Annotated in this window: 17 protein-coding genes; 7 read left to right on the plus strand and 10 right to left on the minus strand. The window is 64.1% G+C overall.

Annotated elements, in window-relative coordinates:
• Window positions 1-73: 73 nt before the first annotated feature.
• From pyk to gcl, 5 genes are all read right to left on the minus strand, one after another.
• A complete protein-coding gene (gene pyk, locus CH92_RS05660) occupies window positions 74-1,489 on the minus strand; it encodes a pyruvate kinase (protein ID WP_025240807.1) in 1,416 nt (471 codons plus the stop codon).
• Between the two features lie 77 nt (window positions 1,490-1,566).
• A complete protein-coding gene (locus CH92_RS05665; protein ID WP_025240808.1) occupies window positions 1,567-2,838 on the minus strand; it encodes a glycerate kinase type-2 family protein in 1,272 nt (423 codons plus the stop codon).
• Window positions 2,839-3,166: 328 nt separating this feature from the next.
• Complete coding sequence (locus CH92_RS05670) at window positions 3,167-4,057, minus strand: 2-hydroxy-3-oxopropionate reductase (RefSeq protein WP_025240809.1); 891 nt, start codon at window positions 4,055-4,057, stop codon at window positions 3,167-3,169.
• 38 nt (window positions 4,058-4,095) lie between these two features.
• Complete coding sequence (hyi, locus tag CH92_RS05675; protein ID WP_025240810.1) at window positions 4,096-4,878, minus strand: hydroxypyruvate isomerase; 783 nt, start codon at window positions 4,876-4,878, stop codon at window positions 4,096-4,098.
• 193 nt (window positions 4,879-5,071) lie between these two features.
• Entirely contained in the window at window positions 5,072-6,853 is a 1,782-nt protein-coding gene (gene gcl, locus CH92_RS05680; protein WP_025240811.1) for a glyoxylate carboligase, read from the minus strand.
• A 116-nt stretch (window positions 6,854-6,969) separates the two neighbouring features.
• Between gcl and CH92_RS05685 the strand changes: the two genes are divergently transcribed.
• Entirely contained in the window at window positions 6,970-7,878 is a 909-nt protein-coding gene (locus CH92_RS05685; protein ID WP_025240812.1) for a LysR family transcriptional regulator, read from the plus strand.
• 5 nt (window positions 7,879-7,883) lie between these two features.
• Here CH92_RS05685 and uraH read toward each other — a convergent pair whose 3' ends face one another.
• Together uraH and CH92_RS05695 are read right to left on the minus strand one after the other, a co-directional pair.
• On the minus strand, window positions 7,884-8,294 hold the full coding sequence (gene uraH, locus CH92_RS05690; RefSeq protein ID WP_025240813.1) for a hydroxyisourate hydrolase: 411 nt from the start codon (window positions 8,292-8,294) through the stop codon (window positions 7,884-7,886).
• A gap of 16 nt (window positions 8,295-8,310) precedes the next feature.
• Window positions 8,311-8,814, minus strand: a complete 504-nt coding sequence (locus CH92_RS05695; protein WP_025240814.1) for a GlcG/HbpS family heme-binding protein — start codon at window positions 8,812-8,814, stop codon at window positions 8,311-8,313.
• 285 nt (window positions 8,815-9,099) lie between these two features.
• Here CH92_RS05695 and CH92_RS05700 point away from each other — a divergent pair, with 285 nt between their 5' ends.
• The 6 genes from CH92_RS05700 (at window position 9,100) to CH92_RS05725 (ending at window position 15,568) form a co-directional block, all read left to right on the plus strand.
• The gene (locus CH92_RS05700; protein WP_025240815.1) at window positions 9,100-9,774 is read left to right on the plus strand and encodes a heavy metal response regulator transcription factor; all 675 of its coding nucleotides are present in this window, start codon (window positions 9,100-9,102) and stop codon (window positions 9,772-9,774) included.
• Window positions 9,771-11,129 (plus strand): heavy metal sensor histidine kinase, encoded by a 1,359-nt coding sequence (locus CH92_RS05705; protein ID WP_025240816.1) that lies wholly within the window; start codon window positions 9,771-9,773, stop codon window positions 11,127-11,129. The genes CH92_RS05700 and CH92_RS05705 overlap by 4 nt, the downstream gene beginning before the upstream one ends.
• A gap of 81 nt (window positions 11,130-11,210) precedes the next feature.
• Window positions 11,211-12,074 carry an exodeoxyribonuclease III gene (gene xth / locus CH92_RS05710; protein ID WP_025240817.1) on the plus strand — a complete coding sequence of 288 codons (864 nt, stop codon included), beginning with the start codon at window positions 11,211-11,213 and terminating at the stop codon, window positions 12,072-12,074.
• A 98-nt stretch (window positions 12,075-12,172) separates the two neighbouring features.
• The gene (locus tag CH92_RS05715; RefSeq protein WP_423833163.1) at window positions 12,173-13,408 is read left to right on the plus strand and encodes a sensor domain-containing phosphodiesterase; all 1,236 of its coding nucleotides are present in this window, start codon (window positions 12,173-12,175) and stop codon (window positions 13,406-13,408) included.
• 245 nt (window positions 13,409-13,653) lie between these two features.
• Entirely contained in the window at window positions 13,654-14,073 is a 420-nt protein-coding gene (locus tag CH92_RS05720) for a DUF2946 family protein (RefSeq protein WP_025240819.1), read from the plus strand.
• Between the two features lie 103 nt (window positions 14,074-14,176).
• Window positions 14,177-15,568: a PepSY-associated TM helix domain-containing protein gene (locus CH92_RS05725; protein WP_025240820.1), complete on the plus strand. Its 1,392-nt coding sequence runs from the start codon at window positions 14,177-14,179 to the stop codon at window positions 15,566-15,568.
• Here the strand turns inward: CH92_RS05725 and CH92_RS05730 are convergent.
• From CH92_RS05730 to CH92_RS05740, 3 genes are read right to left on the minus strand one after another with little or no spacing between them, the layout of a single operon-like run.
• Window positions 15,556-16,962: an efflux transporter outer membrane subunit gene (locus CH92_RS05730; protein WP_025240821.1), complete on the minus strand. Its 1,407-nt coding sequence runs from the start codon at window positions 16,960-16,962 to the stop codon at window positions 15,556-15,558. The two genes, CH92_RS05725 and CH92_RS05730, sit on opposite strands and share 13 nt — an antisense overlap.
• On the minus strand, window positions 16,959-18,143 hold the full coding sequence (locus CH92_RS05735) for an HlyD family secretion protein (protein WP_025240822.1): 1,185 nt from the start codon (window positions 18,141-18,143) through the stop codon (window positions 16,959-16,961). The genes CH92_RS05730 and CH92_RS05735 overlap by 4 nt, the downstream gene beginning before the upstream one ends.
• Window positions 18,140-19,717: an MFS transporter gene (locus CH92_RS05740; protein ID WP_025240823.1), complete on the minus strand. Its 1,578-nt coding sequence runs from the start codon at window positions 19,715-19,717 to the stop codon at window positions 18,140-18,142. Before CH92_RS05740 ends, CH92_RS05735 begins: the two co-directional genes overlap by 4 nt.
• Between the last annotated feature and the right edge of the window lie 29 nt (window positions 19,718-19,746).

Below are 19,746 nucleotides of genomic sequence, written 5' to 3' on the forward strand. Positions count from 1 at the left end.
CTAGGTGAGAAACGGGTGGTTGGGCGTCGGCTGGCGCCTCGCCTGCATGGCAGATGCAGGCGAGGGCAGGCGGTTAGTTGAGCGTCTCGATCCGTAGCGAGTTGGTCGTGCCGGACTGGCCCAGCGGCACACCGGCAGTGATCACCACTGTATCGCCGGTGCCGGCCATGCCCTGTGCGCGAGCGATATCCAGAGCATTCAGGCAGACGTGTTCCATGTCTTGCATCGGCGCGTCGATTACTGAATAGACGCCCCAGGCTACGGTCAGCTTGCGTGCTGTCGCCACATTGGGCGTCAGGCTGAGGATCGGTGTGCTCGGCCGCTCGCGCGAGGCGCGCAGGCTCGAGCGCCCGGACTCGGTGTAATTTACCAACACGGCGACTGGCAGAATGCCGCTGATACGGCGGATGGCGCAGCTGATGGCATCGGGCAGCGTGGCTTCGGCGTTGGGCCGGTGCACGTCGAGCTGGGCCTGGAAATCAGGGCCGCTTTCCACCTGACGAATGATTTTGCTCATCATGCTCACCGCTTCGAGCGGGTAATCGCCGGACGCGGTTTCCGCCGAGAGCATCACCGCGTCGGCACCTTCGGCCACGGCGTTTGCCACGTCCGTGACTTCGGCACGGGTCGGAGCAGGGGAGAAACGCATTGACTCGAGCATCTGCGTGGCGACCACCACGGGCCGTCCGAGCTGGCGGCAGGTACGGACGATGTTCTTCTGGATGCGCGGGACATTTTCCGCGGGCACTTCGACACCCAGGTCGCCACGCGCCACCATGATGGCGTCGCAGAGCCGCGCGATTTCGCGCAGATGCTGCACGGCTGACGGCTTCTCGATCTTGGCCATTAGGAAGGCGCGATTGCCAATCAGCTCGCGGGCCTCGTGGATGTCCTGCGGGCGCTGAACGAATGACAGTGCCACCCAATCGACCCCCAGTTCCAGGCCGAAAGTCAGGTCGCGGCGATCTTTTTCGGTCAGCGGGCTCAGCTCCAGTACCGCTTCGGGCACGTTGACGCCCTTGCGGTCGGATAGCTCGCCGCCGGCGATCACCCGGGTGTCGATGGCATCGGCGTGCTTGGCAATTACCGTCAGGCGCAGGCGGCCATCATCCACTAGCAGGCTCATGCCCGGCTGCAGCGCGTCGATGATCTCCGGGTGCGGTAGATTGACCCGCGTACTGTCGCCCGGTGTCGGGTCGAGGTCGAGGCGAAGCGTCTGGCCGCGCGTTAACTGCACCTTGCCCTCGGCAAAACGACCGACGCGCAGCTTCGGGCCCTGCAGGTCCATGAGGATGCCAATCGGTTGGTTCAGCTGGCGTTCCACTTCACGGATCCAGGCGAAGCGTTCGGCATGATCGGCGTGCTCTCCGTGGCTGAAATTGAGGCGGAACAGATTGACCCCGTTCTCCACCAGCTCGCGCACATCATCGATGCTACGGGTCGCAGGGCCCAGGGTGGCGAGGATCTTGACCTTCTTGTCGGGTGTCATGGCAGGCTCTATCGGCAGTTGTTTTTATGAAACGCGTGTAACAGACGCGTGTAACCGGCGTGCGCCGCAGCCGCCCACTAGCGGGGCGACGGCAGGATCAGGATGGCGCGGAAGTCGTTGACGTTGGTGCGCGTCGGCCCGGTCATCAGCAGCGCATCGAGCGCCTCGAAATAGCCATAGCCGTTGTTATTGGCCAACTCGTCGGCTGCTTTCAGCCCGAGGGCTTCGGCGCGGGCGAAGCTGTCCGGGGTCATCAGCGCGCCGGCATTGTCTTCCGAGCCGTCGATGCCGTCGGTGTCACCGGCGAGTGCGTAAACGTTGGGCAGGCCTTGCAGGTTTTCCGTAAGGCTCAGGAGGAATTCCGCATTGCGTCCGCCGCGACCGTTACCGCGTACCGTCACCGTGGTTTCGCCGCCGGACAGGATCACGCAAGGTGGGGCGATCGGCTGGCCATGCAGAACAACCTGGCGGGCGATGCCGCCATGGACCTTGGCCACTTCCCGCGATTCGCCTTCCAGGTCGCCGAGAATCAGCGGCGTGACGCCGGCGGCGCGGGCTTTCTCGGCCGCCGCATCGAGCGATTGCTGCGGTTTGGCGACCAGCTGGAAATGGCTGCGTGACAGGCATGGGTCGTCTGCTTTGACGGTTTCCGAGCGGGGATCTTCCAGCCAGGCGCGAACGTTTTCGGGAATATCGATGTTGTAGCGCGCCAGGATCGCCAGCGCCTGGGCCGAAGTGGTCGGGTCCGCCACGGTCGGCCCGGAGGCGATTACCGTGGCTTCGTCACCGGGCACGTCGGAAATTGCATAGGTATAGACGCTGGCCGGCCAGCAGGCCTTGGCCAGACGGCCGCCCTTGATCGCCGAGAGGTGCTTGCGGACGCAGTTCATCTCGCCGATATGGGCGCCGGAACGCAGCAGCGCCTTGTTGATCGCCTGTTTGTCAGCGAGGCTGATGCCCTCGGCCGGCAGCGCCAACAGCGACGAACCGCCGCCGGAGAGGAGGAAGATCACCCGGTCGCTTTCCTCAAGGTTGCTGACCATCTCAAGCACGCGGCGCGCGACGCGCTCGCCGGCATCGTCGGGCACCGGGTGTGCCGCTTCGACCACCTCGATCTTGCGGCAGTCGGCGCCATGACCGTAACGCGTCACCACCAGGCCGGACAGTTCACCTTCCCAGGCCGCTTCGATGGCTTCAGCCATGGCCGCAGCCGCCTTACCGGCACCGATAACGATGGCGCGCCCGCTGCGATCGGCAGGCAGATGGTCGGCCAGCACCTGGCGCGGATGGGCGGCGTCGATGGCGGCGGAGAACAGCTCGCGCAGCAAAGCTTGCGGATCGAGGCTCATGTACTGCTCCTTCTATTGGGGTCTGGGGCCGATTCCAGACCTTAGGGCTCGGTTATGCAAGTAAAAAGGCAAGCCCTAAGGTTTGGAATCGACCCACCCGGCAGTCGGGCCGTGACTCCTTCTGCCGAGCGGATCGAAAGGGGTGCCGCCCGAGGGCGGCAAGTAAAGCAGGTGCTGAACGGGCATTACGTCGTGGGGACTGTGATTCCAAGCACCCGTACGGCGGTCGGCTCTACTTATGAGTGGCGTTGAGCGCAGCGCCAGCCGGCGTTGCTGTCTGGGTCCAACGACGGCCGGCGCGGCTCAACTCAACCCGGTTGCTTCGCGATCAGTTCTTGCGGATCGAAAAGTTGGCCATGTGCTCCAGGCCCTTGATCAATGCCGAGTGGTCCCAGCCGCTGCCACCGATCGCCGCGCAGGTGCTGAACACCTGCTGGGCGTTGGCGGTGTTAGGCAAATTCAGGCCCAGCTCGCGTGCACCGGCCAACGCCAGGTTCAGGTCCTTCTGATGCAGGCTGATGCGGAAGCCCGGGTCGAAGGTGCCCTTGATCATGCGCTCGCCGTGCACTTCGAGAATTTTCGAGCCGGCGAAACCGCCCATGAGTGCCTCACGGACGCGGGCCGGATCAGCACCGTTCTTCGCGGCGAACAGCAGGGCTTCACCCACCGCCTGAATGTTCAGCGCAACGATGATCTGGTTGGCGACCTTGGCCGTCTGGCCGTCACCGTTCTCTCCGACCAGGGTGATGTTCTTGCCCATGGCCTGGAACAACGGCAGGGCGCGGGCGAAACTTTCCTCGCTTCCGCCGACCATGATCGACAGGGACGCCGCTTTGGCGCCGACTTCACCGCCAGACACAGGGGCGTCGAGGTAACGGGCACCAGTGGCGTTGATCTTCTCGGCGAACTGCTTGGTGGCGCTGGGAGAGATCGAGCTCATGTCGATCACCAGCTTGTTCGGGCCTACGCCTTCGGCGATACCGTTCTCGCGGAACAGCACATCTTCGACATGTGGGGTGTCCGGCACCATGACGATGATGAATTCAACTTCCTGGGCCACTTCCTTCGGGTTGGCCAGGGCGACTGCGCCACCTTCGATGAGCGCGGCCGGTGCCGGGTCATGGTGGGTGGGAACGAAAATGTTGTGGCCGGCTTTCTGCAGGTTCTGAGCCATGGGCAGGCCCATGATGCCGGTACCGATAAATCCAATCTTAGCCATGAGTGTTCTCCTCAGTATTTCTTCTAGGGCGCGTCGTGTCAGATGGCGTTATGCGCTTTCATCCAGCCGAGGCCGGCAGCGGTGGTGGTGGCCGGCTTGTACTCGCAGCCGACCCAGCCCTGGTAACCGATGCGGTCCAGATGTTCGAACAGGAACCGGTAGTTGATCTCGCCGGTGCCCGGTTCGTTGCGGCCGGGGTTGTCAGCCAGCTGCACGTGGTTGATCAGCGCCAGGTTGTTTTCGATGGTCCGCGCCAGGTCTCCTTCCATGATCTGCATGTGGTAGATGTCGTACTGCAGGAAAAGGTTGGTGCTACCGACCTTGTCGCGAATCTCCAACGCCTGCGAGGTGTTGTTGAGGAAGAAGCGCGGGATGTCGCGGGTGTTGATCATTTCCATGATCAGGCGGATGCCCTCGGCTTCGAGCTTCTTCGCCGCATAGCGCAGGTTCTCGATGAAGGTCATTTCCAGCTTGCCCAGGTCAGCGCCCTTCGGCGCGATGCCCGCCAGGCAGTTGATCTGGGTATTGCCCAGCACCTTGGCGTAAGCGATCGCCTGGTCGACACCGGCACGGAATTCCTCGACCCGGGCTGGATCGCAGGCCACGCCGCGGTCGCCGTTGGCCCAGTCGCCGGCTGGCAGGTTGAACAGCACCTGGGTCAGACCGTTGGCGTCCAGCCGTGCCTTGATCTCCTCGGCCGGGTAGTCGTAAGGGAAGAGGTATTCGACACCGCTGAAACCGGCTTCGGCAGCGGCGGCGAAGCGGTCGAGAAAGTCCATCTCGGTAAACAGCATGGACAGGTTGGCGGCAAAGCGGGGCATGGTGTGTTTTCCTTCTGTCTGTAGGGACATTTATGTGTCGCGTTGCGGTGGTGCGATGACCACCGTGGTGCTGCATGCGGTGGATATGCTTCGCGATATCCCACCCTACGGTTGCTCCGTGCTGGCCGGTGCGTAGGGTGGAAGGACGCGAAGCGTCTTCCACGCGTTTCTGGCAAGTCGTGCTCGGTGTGCGTCAATCCAGCAGCGCGACCGCGGTCGGTGCGTCTTCACGGCCTTCGGCCAACGGCTCGAATTCGTTGATGGCGTCGATTTCGGTGCCCATGGCGATGTTGGTCACGCGTTCCAGGATCACTTCAATCACGACCGGTACCTGGTGCTCGGCCATCCACGCTTGGGCCTGTTCGATCGCCGGTTGCAGTTCTTCCTGCTTGAACACGCGGATCGCCTTGCAGCCCAGACCCTCGACCACCGCGACGTGGTCGACGCCGTAACCTTCCATGCCCTGCTGCTCGGCATTGATGTTCTCGAAGCCCAGCTGCACGCAGTAATCCATCTCAAAGCCGCGCTGCGCCTGGCGAATCAGGCCCAGGTAGGCGTTGTTCACCAGAATGTGGATGTAGGGCAGCTTGAACTGCGCACCCACGGCCAATTCCTCGATCATGAATTGGAAGTCGTAGTCGCCCGAGAGCGCCACCACCTTGCGAGTCGGGTCCGCCGCAACCACACCGAGCGCTGCCGGGATGGTCCAACCGAGCGGGCCGGCCTGACCACAGTTGATCCAGTGGCGCGGCTTGTAGACGTGCAGGAACTGCGCGGCGGCGATCTGCGACAGGCCAATGGTGCTGACGTAGCAGGCATCCTTGCCGAACGCGTTGTTCATGCACTGGTAAACGCGCTGCGGCTTCATCGGCACCGAGTCGAAGTGCGTCTTGCGCAGCAGGGTGCGCTTGCGCTCCTGGCAATCGGCGGCCCAGGCGTTGCGATCTGGCAACTTGCCAGCCGCTTTGCGTTCCTTGGCGACTTCAACGAACAGCTCCAACGCGGCACCGGCGTCGGACGTGATACCGAAGTCCGGCGAGAACACCCGACCAATCTGGGTCGGTTCGATATCGACGTGTACGAATTTGCGGTCCTTGGTGTAGACCTCGACTGAACCGGTGTGGCGGTTGGCCCAACGGTTGCCGATGCCGAGCACGAAGTCGGAGGCCAGCATGTTCGCGTTGCCGTAGCGGTGGCTGGTCTGCAGGCCGCACATGCCCGCCATCAGCGGATGGTCATCGGGGATCGAACCCCAGCCCATCAGGGTCGGGATTACCGGCACACCAACGGTCTCGGCAAACTCAACCAGCAAGGCTTCCGCGCCAGCGTTGTAGATACCACCGCCGGCAACGATCAGTGGACGCTCGGCGGCGCAGAGCATGTCGATGGCTTTCTCGACTTGCTTACGAGTAGCAGCCGGCTTGTAGACTGAGAGCGGCTCGTAGGTTTCAACGTCGAACTCGATCTCCGCCATCTGCACGTCGAATGGCAAGTCGATCAATACGGGGCCAGGACGACCGGAGCGCATCACGTGGAAGGCTTGCTGGAATACGCGCGGCACCAGTGCCGGCTCGCGTACGGTTACTGCCCACTTGGTAACCGGCTTGGCGATGGACTCGATGTCCACGGCCTGGAAATCTTCTTTGTACAGACGCGCACGCGGTGCCTGGCCGGTGATGCAGAGAATCGGGATGGAATCAGCCCAGGCAGAGTAGAGGCCGGTGATCATGTCAGTGCCGGCAGGGCCGGAGGTGCCGATGCACACGCCGATATTGCCGGCCTTGGTGCGGGTGTAGCCTTCGGCCATGTGCGACGCGCCTTCAACGTGGCGCGCCAGGATGTGGCGGATGCTGCCGTCAGCGCGCAGGGCGGAATACAGCGGGTTGATCGCGGCACCGGGGATGCCGAAGGCGGTATCGATGCCTTCTTTGCGCAACACCGCTACTGCAGCGTCGATTGCTCTCATTCGGGCCATGGATCATTCCTCCTGACTTTGACTCGATAGTTTTTATACGTGGCCCAAGCATGCAGCGCTGGAACGAAAGGAGGAATTGGTCGAAACTTTAGTTCTGTCGATATCAGGAGTATCGAATGGATCGCTACACCACATTGCAAAGCTTCGTCTTGGTCGCCGAAAACGGCAGCTTTGCGGCCGCTGCCCTGAAGGAAGGCGTTACGCCCGTGGTCATGGGCCGCCGGCTCGATGCGCTGGAGCGGCACCTGGGCGTAAAGCTGATGCATCGGTCCACGCGCGGGCTGGCATTGACCGACCTGGGCGAGCAGTACCTGGAGCGCGCGCGAGGACTGCTCAAGGATTTTGATGAGGCGGACGCCAGCATCAGCCACGACCGCACCTCGGTGCGTGGGCACTTAGTGATTTCGGCCCCGGCTGCGTTCGGGCGGCGCCATATCGGGCCGCATGCACCGGCGTTCCAAGCGCGCTACCCCGACCTGCAGCTGTCCTTCAATTTCACCGACAGCGTTGTCGACCTGGTCCGCCACGGCTATGACATGGGCATTCGCATTGGTGAGGTAACCGATCCCAACTACGTCGCCATCAAGCTGTTTCCCAATCGCCGCGTGGTCTGTGGCGCACCTTATTACTTCGAGCGGCAGGGCGTGCCGCGCACCTTGGAAGACCTGACGCGACACAATTGCCTGGCCTTCAACCTGCAGGGCGGGCAGCAGCGTGGCTGGACCTTTCTGCGCGACGGCAAGCAAGTGGCGGTACGGGTCTCGGGCAACCTCGACTGCAACGATGGCGAGCTGTTGTTCGACTGGGTCAAGCAGGGCATCGGCATCGGCTGGCGCTCGACCTGGGAAATCCAGGCCGAACTCAAGCGCGGCGAGCTGGTGACGGTGCTCGACGAGTTCGCGCTCCCGGCCTACGACATCCAGGCCGTGTACCCGCAGCAGCGCTATCTACCGGCCAAGGTGCGTTTCTTCATCGACTATCTGAAGGGCATCTACAACGCACCGGGCTACTGGGAAGTGCGCTGAGCGGATTAGTTGCCGCGGTAGGTGGAGAAGCCGTAGGGGCTTAGTAGCAGCGGGATGTGATAGTGCTCGACGCTGCCATTGGCTTCGAAGATCACCGGAACCTCCGGGAAAAAGGAGCTGGCCTTCTGCGCGGCGAACCAATCGCCGGTCATGAAGGTGACGCGGTAGGTGCCTTTCTCCAGTGTCTTGCCTTCGGGATACAGCGCAGTGATCCGACCTTGAGCGTTGGTCTCGCCGCTGTTAAGTGATTTCCACGCGTCACCCTGACGTTGTTCCAGCGTGACGCGGACGTCCGGTGACGGCAGGCCGTTTTCCAGATTGAGCACATGCACGCTGAGCGGGTTGCCGGCGGCCAGGGTCAGACCGGACAGACCGCTGAGCATCAAACCGGCGGTGATTGAACGTAGTGCTTTCATGGTGTTTTCCTTTTCTTCAGTGGGAGGAGGGCAGCAGTTTTTCGATGGCGGCCATGGCGCAGGCCTCGTCGTTCTTGGCACCGCCGGCACCGGCCACGCCGATGGCACCAATCACCTCGTCCCCGACCTTCAGCGGCACGCCACCGCCGAGCAGCAACAGTTCATCCAACGAGTTGAGGTTGGCGGCGTCCGGCGTAGCGGCGGCGCGTTCAGCGAACAGGCGGGTCGGGGTCTTGCTCGACAGCGCGGTGTAGGCCTTGCGCTGCGCCGCGAGGGTGTTGTGCGGGCCGACGTTGTCGTCCCGGTGCAGGGCGACCAGGTTGCCGCCGCGATCGACCACCGCGACCACTGCCGTGCGGTTTTCCGCGTGGCACTGGTCCAGCGTGGCCTGGATCAGGCCGTCGGCCAGGGCCAGCGAGACGTTCTGCTGGGTGATCGGTGCTGGCGTGGCGGCGTTGGCGCTTAGGGCCGGGTTAAGTAATGCCAGCGTCAGCAATGACAGTGTGGCTGCGATACGCATATCGGTTTCCTTGGGTGGCTGAGCTTCGGGGCGCATGGTGCCGATCGCCGCCCGTCAGAACCGTTGCCTGCGCATTACGCTTTTGTAATGGCTCGCAATGCGGCGGCGCCATAACCTAGCAGGCAGTTGAAGAATTACCTGCGTTGCCATTGCTGCGTTGAAAACAGGCTCAAAATGCTCATTTACCACTTGTAAGCTGCGCTTTTTCGCCCGTTTTCGCCTTGCGCTGGCTGCCTCGCTGACGTTCTTCAACGACCTGCGGCGCACATTCAGCGAGGTGATCCGATGCGAATTCTGGTGGTGGAGGACGAGGCCAAGACGGCCGACTACCTCAAGCGCGGGCTGGAGGAATCCGGTTACCGGGTGGAGGTTGCGCGCAACGGCGTCGACGGCAAATACCTGATCGAGGAGGAAGCCTTCGACCTGGTGATCCTCGACGTCATGCTGCCGGGGCACGACGGCTGGGAGCTGGTGCAGGTGGTACGCAAGCGGTCGGCGCATACGCCTGTTCTGTTTCTCACCGCGCGCGATGCGGTGGAAGACCGCGTGCGCGGGCTGGAGCTGGGCGCGGACGACTACCTGGTCAAGCCGTTTTCCTATGCCGAACTGCTGGCGCGGGTGCGCACCCTGCTGCGCCGCGGGCCGCCGCGTGAAGTCGAGCGTTTTCAGGTTGCCGATCTTGAGCTGGACCTGCTGCGCCGGCGCGTCACTCGCCAGGGCGAACGCATCAGCCTGACCAACAAGGAGTTCGCCTTGCTGCACCTGTTGCTCTGTCGCCAAGGGGAGGTGCTGTCGCGTGCGCAGATCGCCTCGCAGGTCTGGCAAATGAATTTCGACAGCGACACAAACGTGGTCGACGTGGCGATCCGCCGCCTGCGCGCGAAGGTCGACGATCCCTATCCGCTCAAGCTCATCCATACCGTGCGCGGCATGGGTTACGTGCTGGAGGCCGCAACATGAGGCTGTTGCCGCGCTCGCTCAGCCTGCGCCTGGCCATCGCCTTCGCACTGGTGGCCGTAGTGCTGCTCGGTGCCATCGGGCTGTATCTGTATCGCTCGCTGGAGCGGGAAATCAGCTGGCGTGACGATCAGGCACTGCTCGGTCGGCTGGAACGCATGCAGGCGCTGCTGGAGGACAGCGCCAGTATCGAGGCGCTCCGCCAACGACCACAGCTGTACGAAAACATGCTGGGCAATCGCGACAGCCTGCTCTGGTTACTCGACGCTCAGGGGCGCCCGCTGATCGAGATCAACCCGGCGCGGCTGGCCATTCCGACATTGCCGGCCAGCAATGCCGCGGCGTTGACCGATACGGATGGAGCGCGGCTGGCCTGGCGTCGGTTGCCGGGCGAGGCGGGGCTGACGCTGGTGGCCGGGCGCATGCTCGTCGAGCGCGAGCAGATGCTTGCCGCCTACCGCGTAAAGCTCTGGTGGGCGCTCAGTCTCGGCGCGCTTCTGGCGTCCTTGCTCGGCTGGCTGATCAGCCGGCGCGCGCTGCGTCCCGTACGGCATCTCACGCGGCAGGCGCTGGCCATCGACGTGCAGCACCTGCATCTGCGCCTCGACGAATCGGCAATGCCCAGTGAACTGGAGCCGCTGCGTGCCGCGCTTGACCAGATGCTGAATCGGCTGGAACAGGGCTTCGCGCGGCTGTCGCGCTTCAGTGAGGACCTGGCCCACGAGATGCGCACGCCGCTCGGCAATCTCATGGGCCAGACCCAGCAGCTGTTGCACAAGGACCGCGATGCCGAGGCCTATCACGCGTTGCTGGTGTCCAATCAGGAGGAGTACGAACGCCTGGCGCGGATGATCGACGGCATGCTGTTCCTCGCTCGTGCCGAGCAGCCGGCGGCGGCCATCGAGCGGCAGCGGTTTGCATTGCCAGCACTGGTCAAGCAACTGTGCGACTACTTCGAAGGCATTGCCGAAGAGCGAGGGATTCAGCTGCTCGACGAAACCGAGGGTGCGCTGTTCGGTGACCCCGAGCTGATCCGTCGGGCGCTGGCGAACCTGCTGGCCAATGCGCTGCGCTACGGCGCCAGTGACAGCCCGGTGCGCATCGTCAGCGGCTCAGGGGATGGGTGGCGGTCGCTCAGCGTGATCAATCAGGGGCTTCCGATCCCGCCCGAGCATCTGCCGCGGCTGTTCGATCGCTTCTACCGATGCGACCCATCGCGCGCCGAGCCGGGCGATACCGGCGGGTTGGGCTTGGCAATCGTGCGCTCTATCATGCAGCTGCACGGCGGCGAGGTGGTTGTTCGTAGCGACGCCAAGGAAACGCTGTTCGTCCTGCGCTTCCCAGCAGAAAAAGTCTGATTCCGTTTACGCCTCTGGATATGGATGCCGGGCCGCGCTGTCACAGCTAAGGTCGTAGAACTGCCTTAGAGAGACGCGCTTGTGGATTCCCTAAAAATCGCCACCTACAACATCAACGGCATCCGTGCACGGCGCACCAATCTGTTGGAATGGCTGGAGCGCGAGCAGCCGGATGTGGTTTGCCTGCAGGAGCTCAAAGCGCAGGACGCCGACTTCCCCATCGATGACATTCGCGCCGCTGGTTACGGCGCGATCTGGCACGGGCAGAAGTCGTGGAATGGCGTGGCGATACTCGCGCGCGGTGACGACCCCCTCGAAATCCGTCGCGGCCTGCCTGGCGATCCGGACGACAGCCATAGCCGTTATCTGGAGGCTGCCGCCCATGGCGTGATCGTCGCCTGTCTCTACCTGCCCAACGGCAATCCGCAGCCGGGGCCGAAGTTCGATTACAAGCTGGCGTGGTTCGAGCGCCTGATCGAGCACGCGGCGGGTTTGTTCGACAACGGGCATCCGGTGGTGCTGGCAGGTGATTACAACGTGGTGCCCACCGACGAAGATATCTACAACCCGCGCTCCTGGACGAAGGACGCGCTGTTGCAGTCGGAAAGCCGCGCCTGCTACCAACGTCTTCTGGAACAAGGCTGGAGCGATGCGCTGCGCGCCAAATACCCCGACGAGCGCATCTATACCTTCTGGGACTATTTTCGCCAGCACTGGCAAAAGAATTCAGGCCTGCGTATCGATCATCTGTTGCTCAGCACCGATCTGGCGCCACGATTGCTCGACGCCGGTGTCGATCGCTGGGTGCGTGATCAGGAACATGCCAGCGACCATGCGCCGACCTGGGTCACGCTGGCCGCAGCCGATGCCGCGAACGAGCCGGAAAAGAAACCGGCGAAACGCCGGTCGTCGTCACCCGCCAAGCAACGGCGGAATGAGCGCTAGGCTCAAGACAGGGCGCTGCAACACATACCAGCCCCATTATCTGAAGCCGTCAGGATGCCTACGATTCTTCCTGTGGAAGAGCGAACGGAGTACCCATGATGAACCAGAATTCTGGTCTGGTTGGCGAACATGAACCGTCGCTGAAGTTTGACGGGGATGAGCTGGTTAATCTGTCCATCGACGAGATGCTGACCGAGGCCCTGAACACGGTCCGGCGACATCTACGCATGGACGTCGCTTTCATTGGAGAGTTTCACGAAGGACGGCGGGTGTTTCGCCATATCGACGGGAGCCCTCATCCGACGGCATTGTTGGTTGGCGCGAGCGGTTCGTTGGGGGACAGCTACTGCCAGCGGATCGTCGATGGCCGCCTGCCGGAGCTCATTCACGATGCCGCTGAGTTCAAGGAGGCGCTGGCGCTACCGGAGACTCGGGCGATACCGATTGGGGCGCATATGAGCGTGCCGATTCGTTTCAGCGATGGTTCGCTTTACGGGACCTTCTGCTGCTTCAGCACGCAAGCGGATCAAAGCCTGGACCAATGCGACCTGCGCACCGTGCGCCTGTTTGCCCGCTTTGCCGGGGGACTGCTCGAGCGCAATGCACTACGCGAGCAGCTGCGCCGTGACAAGCTCGAGCGCATCAAGGCGGTCATCGCGCATTGCGATTTCTGGACCGTCTACCAACCCATCTTCAACTTGGCTGACGACACGGTCGTGGGCTACGAAGCGCTGGCCCGGTTTCGTCCCGAACCATATCGTTCGCCGGACGTCTGGTTTCAGGAAGCTGGCGAGGTCGGGCTTCGCACCCAGTTAGAGACCCTGCTGCTGAAAACCGCGCTCGAAGGCCTGCGGTTGATTCCCGACAATGTCTACCTGTCGCTGAACGTCTGTCCAGAAGCGCTGCTGGATGGCTCGGTGGTCGAACTGCTTGCCAAGCAACCGCTGCATCGCCTGATGCTGGAGGTGACCGAGCACACGTCTATCGTCGACTATGCGCTGATCGCAACCATCCTCGAACCTCTGCGCCAACGAGGGTTACGCCTGGCGGTTGACGACGCGGGCGCCGGCTATGCCAGCTTTCGTCACATCCTCAAGCTCAAGCCTGACGTCATCAAGCTCGATCGAAGCCTGATCAGCAACGTCGACAGCGACAGCGACTGCTGCGCGATGGCCGCGGCGCTGATTCGTTTCGCCGATCAGACGGGCAGCAAGATCATCGCTGAGGGCGTGGAAACGAACGGCGAGCTGGCGGTCCTGCGCGGATTGCAGGTGACCAAGGCCCAGGGCTTCCTGCTGGGCATGCCACAGCCGCTGAGCGAAGCGGAGCGTTGAATACCCACGCGGGGGCTTGCCGCCCGCTATCGACGTGGCGGCGAAGGCGGGGCAGCGGTGGCGTGGGTGCGGAGCGCCTCGTCCTGAGCGGATATTGTTTCGCCAGCGCCGACAGCATCACTGACGTGGCAGTCCGCGCCGCGCACACCTACAATCCGTGCCACGGCCGCAGCGCTTGCAGGATCTGCGTCCGGTGCGACTGCGCTAAGGTGCAGCCTTCTCATCCAGTGGAGCCACGCGTTTCCATGTTCCGCTCTCGTCGCGCCCCGGCCTGGCTGGCCACCCTCGCGGTGTTGCTGCATCTGTTCGCGATGCCGCTGATGGGCACCGCTGCGCCGATGATGGGCATGGCCGGGCACTGCGCGATGGCCGAGGTCCTCCAGCATGGCGATCATCACCTCGCAGCGAAGACCGACATAGCGCCGCAGAGCCACGCCGCCCACGCCGACCCATCCACGCCGCCGCCGGACCCTGCTCATCACCTCTCGATGCCTTGCTGCTGCGCGGCAGGCGCCGCGGCGCTGGCGGCGATTGCACCCAGCGCGCCGCAGCTGCTGGTGCCGCGGCGCACCGGCCTGGGCCTGCTGCCACTTGCAGGGCCTGCTCATGCCTCGCCACGATACTACTGGCCGAGCCTCAATCCCCGCGCCTCACCACTCGCCTGATCGGTTACTCCGGTTTAAACACTGCCTGGCGGTCGCGTTGCGCCCCGCTGGCACGTCCTGCCGCTGGCTCTTTCGGCCGCGGCCTTCGATCGAGCGAACAACCATGTCTGCACCTGCTGCCGGCGCCCGTCCCGAGGCGCCAACCACGGTATCCCGTACGCAACAACCGCTGTTCGGGTTGTTGATTCGCCTGCATCTCTACGTCGGCCTGCTGGTCGGCCCGTTCATCTTCGTGGCAGCCCTGAGTGGTCTGGTCTACGCCTTGACGCCGCAACTGGAAAACCGTCTGTACGCACAACAGCTGTACACCGAAAGCACCGGCACGGCATTGCCCTTGGCGCGGCAAATCGACGTCGCCCAGGCCTACATCGGCGAGGCTGCGACCTTGTCTGCGGTGCGGCCAGCGCCGCAACCCGGCACCACGACGCGAGTGATGTTCAAGACGCCGGCGCTGGGCGACTCGGAAAGCCGCGCGGTGTTCGTCGACCCGATGACTGCCGAGATCCGCGGCGATCTGCTGGTCTACGGCACCAGCGGCGTGCTGCCGCTGCGTACTTGGCTCGATCAGTTTCACCGCAGCCTGCTGCTCGGCGAGCCGGGCCGGTTGTACAGCGAACTGGCGGCATCCTGGCTTTGGGTCGCCGCGCTGGGCGGCCTCGCACTGTGGGCGATCCGTCGTCGCCGGCTAGGTACGGGCCTGCCGCGCCGGCGAGGGCTGCGTCACTGGCACGCGACCCTGGGGCTGTGCCTGTTGATCGGCCTGCTGTTCTTTTCCGCTACCGGCCTGACCTGGTCGCGCTGGGCCGGCGACAACATCGGCATCGTCCGGGCAACGTTGGGCATGTCGACGCCGAGTGTGTCCACCGCGCTGAACGGTGCCTCCGCCGCGCCAGCCAGTGAACACGCCCATCATGCCGGGATGGCGATGCCGGCAGCGCCCTCGCAGGATTCAGCGCTGTTCGATGCCGTGCTCGGCGCCGCGCGTCACGCCGGCATCGATGCAGACAAGCTGGAAATCGTACCGGCAGGCGGGCCCGACCGCGCCTGGACGGTGACCGAGATCGACCGCAGCTGGCCGACCCAGGTCGACGCCGTAGCGGTCGATCCGCGCAGCCTGCGCATCACCGATCGCATCGACTTCGCCACTTTCCCCCTGGCGGCCAAGCTGACACGCTGGGGCATCGACGCGCACATGGGCTCGCTGTTCGGATTGGCTAACCAACTGCTGCTGGCGATTACCGCGCTGGGGCTGGCGACGCTAGTGGCCGTCGGTTACGTGATGGGCCTGCGACGAGTCACGGCACGCCGCGTTGGCCTGGTTCAGTCGTTGGCGGCGCTGCCTCCCGTCACGCGGCTGGTCACGGTGGCTCTCGCCATGCTGTTTGGCATCTGCCTGCCGGTGCTGGGCGTCAGCTTGCTGCTATTTCTGATCGGCGAGGCACTGATCGATGGTCTGGCGCGGTCGCGTCGACTGCGAGTCGGTCAGCCGGGCTGAGGCGGCTCGCGGTTGGCCTGCCAGCCGCCGCCGAGCACCTGATACAGGCGGATCAGCGCGTTGAGTTGGCTTTCGCGCAGTTGCACGGCGGCCAGCTCGGTGTTGAACAGGTTGCGCTGGGCATCGAGGGTTTCCAGGTAGGACGAATAGCCCGCGCGGTAGCGGTCTTCGGCATAGGTCAGCGAGCGCTCCAGCACGGCGCGCCGAGCCGCGACGCGCGAGAGCTGCTGGCGCAGATTGCCGATCGCGGCCAGGCTGTTCTCTACTTCGTTGAAGGCCTGCAGCGCCGTGGCGCGGTAGGCGAACGCGGCCTGGTTGCGCTGTGCGGTGGCGATGTTCACGCCAGCTTCCAGACGCCCGGCATCGAAGATCGGTGCGAGCACACTGGCGCCGAGATCCCAGACTCGCACCGGGTCATAATCCAGCGAGTTGACGAATAGTTGGCCGACGCTGGCCGACAGTTGTACCTGGGGCAGAAAGCGGTCTCGCTGGGCCTGCAGGTTCAGGTTGCTGGCGGCCAGTAACAGTTCGGCTTGCTGGATATCCGGACGCCGGCGTAACAGGGTCGATGGCAGCACGGCGGGCACCGGTGGCGGCTCGATGGTCAGCAGCCCGGCGCCGCGTTCGACCTCTCCGGGCAGGCGGCCGGTGAGCAGGCGCAGGGCGTTTTCCTGCTCGCGGATCGCCTGTTGCAAGCGCGGTAACAGTTCGGCAGCGGCTTCGTATTCGGACTGCGCCTGGGTCAGCTCCAGCTGCGAGGTGTAGCCGAGGCCGGCACGGTCTTCGGCGACGCGCAGCGCCTCCTGCCGAGAATTGACCGTTTCCCGCGTGACATGCAGCTGCCGGTCCAGCGACAACAACGACACGTAGGCCCGGGCGGTGGTACTGGCTACGGCCAGACGTACCGCGTCGCGTTCGGCTTCGGTCGCCTGAAACTGCAGGTCGGCCGCTTCGCGCAAACGCCGCAGGCGGCCCCAGAGGTCCACTTCGTAGGACACTTGCAGCGATGGCTGTACCGCGGTGGTATGAGTGATCCCCAGCACGCTCAGTTCGCGGGTCCGTTGCGCACCCAGTACGGCGTCGAGCGAGGGCAGCAGGGCGGCGCGCGACAGCTGGATCTGCTCGCGCGCCTGCTCGACCCGTGAGGCAGCGCTCAGCACATCGGTGTTGTTCGCCAGGGCCGTCTCGACAAGTGCCGTCAGGTACGGATCAGCGAAGGCCTCCCACCAGGTCGCGGAAACCTCGACCGGCTTCGCGCCCGGCTCGCGCCAGCGACGGGGCGSAGTGAACCCGGCTTCTGGTGGCAGCGGCTGACGGGGCGGCATGCAGCCGGCCAGGGTCAGCAGCACCCACCCGGACACCAGACAGGGCAGGGCGCAACGGCGTCGGCTCATTGCGCGCCGCTCGCGACAGGCGGGTCGGATTGCACGGCGACCCCGGTGTCGACGTGAGTGACCACCGACAGCCCCGGTCGCAGACGTTGCGCGAGCGGTTGATCCGGATCGATGGAAATGCGCACCGGCACTCGCTGGACCACCTTGGTGAAGTTACCCGTGGCGTTGTCCGGGCGTAGCACGCTGAATTCCGAACCGGTGGCTGGCGCCAGTCGCTGGACGCGACCGCTCAGGCGCGCGCCGTCCAGCGCATCGACTTCGATCTGCACTGGCTGGCCGGGACGCATGGCGAAGGTCTGGGTTTCCTTGTAATTGGCGATCACCCAGAGCTGTTCCGGCACCAGATAGAGCAGTTGCGAGCCGGCCGCCACATATTGGCCCTGGCGTACCGTCACCTCGCTGACCTGGCCGTCGCGCGGCGCCTGGATCACTGTGTTGTCGAGATCGATCTGTGCCCGCTTCAGGGTGGCTTCGGCGATTTCGATCTGCGCCTGCAAACCACCACGGGATACTTCACTGGCCTTGAGCGTCTGCTCCGCAATCGCGATAGCAGCCTGCGCCTGCTTCACCTTGGCGGCGGCGGCACGCGCGCTGGCGCGGATCTGGTCGCGTTCTCGGATGGAGACCGAGCCGCGTTCGGCCAGTTCGTTGACGCGTTTTTCATCCGCCAGTGCGCGTAGCCGTTCGGCTTCGGCGGCAGACAGTTCGGCGCGGCGGGAGGCCAGCGTGGCCTCGTTCGAGGCCAGCGTCTGCTCCAGGTTCTCCAGCTCGAAGCGCCGCGCGGCCAGCTCGGCGCGGCGCTGTTCGACCAACTGGCGGTACTGGCGGTCATCGATACGTACCAGCGCCTGCCCCTGCTCGACCTGTTCGAAGTCCTGCACCAGCACCTCGGTCACATAGCCGTTGACCTGCGGTGCGAGGACGGTGATCTGCCCTCGCACGTAGGCGTTCTCGGTCACCGCCACCTGCCCGTTGAACGGCCAAAGTTGCCAGGCGTACAGAACTGCCAGAACACCGAAAAGCGCCACCAATAGCATCAGAATGACCGAGCGCCGGCTCGGTTTGATGGTCTTCGGCGGATCGTCCGGCGTCGGGCCGGCATCGGTAACGGCCGCCGACGGTTGTGGCGGCTGGGCCGTCTGAAGGTTTTGCTGATCCTCGGATTGGGTGCGTTCGCTCATGGAGAGACGGCGTTCCTGTTCTGCTGCGCGATGCGCAGGGTGCGATAGAGCGTCCAGCCGAATACGCCGATGGAAAGCATGCCGATCAGCCGGAATACATCATTGAAAGCCAGCACATTGGCTTCCCGCGTGACCGCCTGACTCAGCTGCGCGGCGCTCTGCGCCTGACGTAGCCGAGCGTCGTTCTGGCGTGGCGCCAGCGCCTGGTTCTGGGCCAGCAAGCGCGCGTCGACCCGAGGGTCGCCCGGTACTACTTGCTCGGTCAGGTGGCTGGAGTGATATTTCTCGCGCATCACCTGATAGGTGCCGAACAGTGCCGGCGCGGCCAGGCCGCCCAGGCTCTGGGTCATGGTGAACAAGACGATGAAAGTCACCAGATAGTTCGGCCCGTTGCGCAACGCCCGGCCGATACCGGTGATCAACAGCGGCCCGAGAAACATGCCGCTGGCAAAGGCCAGCAGGCCCTGACTGAGGAACATGTCATGCGGCCGGGTCAGGTTGGTGGCATCGATGTCGAGAAAGCTGGCGATCGCGATCAGCACGATCGACAGCAGAATCTGCGGAAAAGCCATGGACGGGCTGAAAGTCATTGCGCTGCCGGCGATACCCATGGTCAGCCCCAGCAGGATGATGGCGTACAGCGGCTGGAGTTGTTCGGTGCCCATGCCGAGGGTCTGCAGCAGGCCGACCGCGCCATAGCTCTGTTCGGATAGCAGCAGTCGCAGCGCCAGCGCACCGAAGGCGAAGCGCAGAATCTCGGCGGTGCCCAGCCAACGAGTGTGCAGCAACGGATTGCGCCGGTGATGTTCGATCATGAACGCCGCGCACATCAGCAACAGCGCAGCGATCAGGGCGTAGCCCAGCCAGGGTTGCTCGGTCCACCAGAGGATTCGGCCTTGCGCTAGCACCGCCGCGATCAACGCCAAGGCAGGGGCGAGCAGGGCAAAGGTGAGAAAGTCCAGCGGCTCGAACACCTTGACGCGCTCGCCCAACGGCAGCTTGAGCACGACCACCGCAGCCAGCGAGCACAGCGCCAGGCCGCTCTCGAACATGTACAGGCGATGCCACTCGCCCATGTCCAGCAATGCCGGCGACATCAGCCAGGCCAGCGGCGTGCCCAGCTGGGAAATGCCGAAGCCGAAGATCACCGCTTTTGGCAGATCGGACTTGCGAAATGCCTGCAGCATGTAGAACAGCCCCAGCGACGAGGTCGTGGCCGCCGCCAGGCCGCTGGCCGCGCGCACGAAGATGGCCATTTCCAGCCCCTCGACGAACACGTGGGCGATGCTCAGCAGTGCATAGAGGGTTAGGCCGATCTCGGCGAAACGCCGCAGGCCATATTGCTGACGGAACTTGATCATCAGCAGGTTGGCGGAGACGTTGATCATGAAGTACGCCGCCGGCAGCCAGGCAGCCTGTGACGGCGTGAGGCCCAGGTCGCCCTGGATACTCGGCAGATTGGCAATGAACAAGGCGTTGCCCAGCCCGCCGGTAATACCCACCAGCACCGCAACACAGGCATAGGCGATGCGCACCGGCATCGGATGCAGCAGGATCGCCGGGGATCCGGGCATCGATGGACGTTCGTGGGGTTCCCAGCGAG

It is taken from the genome of Stutzerimonas stutzeri (assembly GCF_000590475.1).
Lineage (GTDB): Bacteria > Pseudomonadota > Gammaproteobacteria > Pseudomonadales > Pseudomonadaceae > Stutzerimonas > Stutzerimonas stutzeri_D.